The sequence below is a fragment of the Bradyrhizobium sp. P5_C11_2 genome (assembly GCF_054049755.1).
In genome coordinates this window covers 1-2,384 of sequence record NZ_JBFULT010000826.1, presented here as the reverse complement: position 1 = coordinate 2,384, position 2,384 = coordinate 1, and the positions used below count along the sequence as shown (strand labels likewise).

At 66.3% G+C, this 2,384-nt stretch carries 1 protein-coding gene; it reads left to right on the top strand.

Features of this window, described 5'->3' with window-relative positions; genetic code table 11:
- The coding region (locus ACXJL8_RS39070) for a Tex family protein (RefSeq protein WP_456686820.1) at positions 1-2,334 on the top strand (2,334 nt) is incomplete at its 5' end.
- Positions 2,335-2,384: the final 50 nt, after the last annotated feature.

Here is a 2,384-nt window from a genome sequence, read left to right as displayed (position 1 = left end):
GCGAATATCAWCCAGAAAATTGCGCAGGAGCTTGGGGTTCGGGCGGAGCAGGTCGAGGCGACGGTAGCGCTGCTCGACGGCGGCGCCACGGTTCCCTTCATCGCCCGCTACCGCAAGGAAGCGACCGGTGCGCTCGACGACGCGCAATTGCGCACCCTGGAGGAGCGCCTGGGCTACCTGCGCGAGCTCGAAGACCGCCGCAAGGCCATCCTCGAATCGGTCCGTGAGCAGGGCAAGCTCGATGCCGCGCTCGAAGCCACGATCATGGCCGCCGACAGCAAGGCGCGCCTGGAAGACATCTATCTGCCGTTCAAGCCGAAGCGCCGCACCAAGGCGGAGATCGCCAAGGAAGCCGGCCTCGAGCCGCTCGCCAATCAGCTGATGGCGGAGCCTGCCAACGATCCGAAGATCGTGGCCGAAGCCTTCGTCAACGCCGAGAAGGGCGTCGCGGATGCCGCCGCCGCACTCGACGGTGCCCGCGCCATCCTGGTCGAACGTTTTGACGAAGACGCTGACCTGATCGGCGCGCTGCGCGAAGAGATGTGGACCAATGCGCGCATGGCCTCCAAGGTGCGCGACGGCAAGAAGACCGAGGGCGAAAAATTCGCCGACTATTTTGAATTTTCCGAGCCGCTGACGAAGCTGCCATCGCATCGCATCCTCGCGATGTTCCGCGGCGAAAAGGAGGAGATCCTCGATCTCCAGATCCAGGCTGAGGCCGAAGCGCCGCCGCCCGGCGTGCCGGGCGCCTATGAGCTGAAGATCATGAAGCGGTTCGGCATCGCCGACCTCAAGCGCGCCGGCGACCGCTGGCTGATCGACACCGTGCGCTGGGCCTGGCGCACCAAGATCCAGGTGCATCTCAACATCGATCTGCGGATGCGGCTGTGGAATGCCGCCGAGACTGAGGCCGTGCGCGTGTTCGCCTCCAATTTGCGCGACCTCTTGCTGGCCGCGCCCGCCGGCACCCGCGTGACGATGGGGCTCGATCCCGGCTTCCGCACCGGCGTCAAGGTTGCGGTGATCGACGCGACCGGCAAGGTGGTCGATACCGCCGTGATCTATCCGCACGAGCCGCAGCGGCAGTGGAACGAGGCGCTTGCGATCCTCGGCAAGCTCGCGCTGAAGCATCGCGTCGAGCTGATCGCGATCGGCAACGGCACCGCCTCGCGTGAGACCGACAAGCTCGCGGCCGATCTCGTCAAGGGCCTGGCCGAACTGAAGATGACCAAGATCGTGGTGTCGGAAGCCGGCGCGTCGGTCTATTCGGCCTCCGCCTTCGCGTCGCAGGAATTGCCGGGCCTGGATGTCACCCTGCGCGGTGCGGTCTCGATCGCGCGGCGGCTCCAGGATCCGCTTGCCGAGCTGGTCAAGATCGAGCCCAAGGCGATCGGCGTCGGCCAGTACCAGCACGATCTTGGCGAGGCCAAGCTCGCCAAGTCGCTCGATGCCGTGGTCGAGGACTGCGTGAACGCGGTTGGCGTCGACGTCAACACCGCCTCCGCGCCGCTGCTCGCGCGGGTGTCGGGCGTCGGTTCCGGCCTCGCGCAGAGCATCGTGCAGCACCGTGATGCCAACGGCCCGTTCAAGTCGCGCAAGGCGCTGAAGGACGTGCCGCGGCTCGGGCCGAAGGCGTTCGAGCAGTGCGCGGGCTTTTTGCGCATCCTTGGCGGCGAAGACCCGCTCGATTCCTCCGGCGTGCATCCGGAAGCCTATCCGGTGGTGCGACGCATCCTTTCCGCCACCAAGAGCGACATCAAGGCCCTGATCGGCAGCAGCGACATTGTGCGCACGCTGAAGCCAAAGGACTTCGTCGACGAGACCTTCGGTCTGCCGACTGTCACCGACATTCTGCGCGAGCTGGAAAAGCCCGGCCGCGACCCGCGCCCGGCGTTCAAGGCCGCGGTGTTCAAGGAAGGCGTCGAGGAGATCAAGCATCTCCAGAAGGGCATGATCCTCGAGGGCACCGTGACCAACGTTGCCGCCTTCGGCGCCTTCGTCGATATCGGCGTGCACCAGGACGGCCTCGTGCACATCTCGGCGATGTCGAAGACGTTCATCAAGGATCCACGCGAAGTGGTGAAGCCCGGCGACATCGTCAAGGTGAAGGTGCTGGACTTCGAGGTCGCCCGCAAGCGCATCTCGCTGACGCTGCGCCTCGACGACGAGGTCGGCGCCAAGAAGGATGCGCCCGGCATGCAGCGCGACAACAATTCGCGCAACACCGCCCGCATGACCTCGTCGGCGCCGCGCAAGCAGGAGTCCTCCGGCGGCGGCGCGCTCGCCGAAGCGCTGTGCCGCGCAGCCGAGAAGAACGGCGGCAAGCGCGCGTGAGTTTTAACCTCTCCCCGCTCTTAGCGGGGAGAGGTCGGATCGCCCCCGGC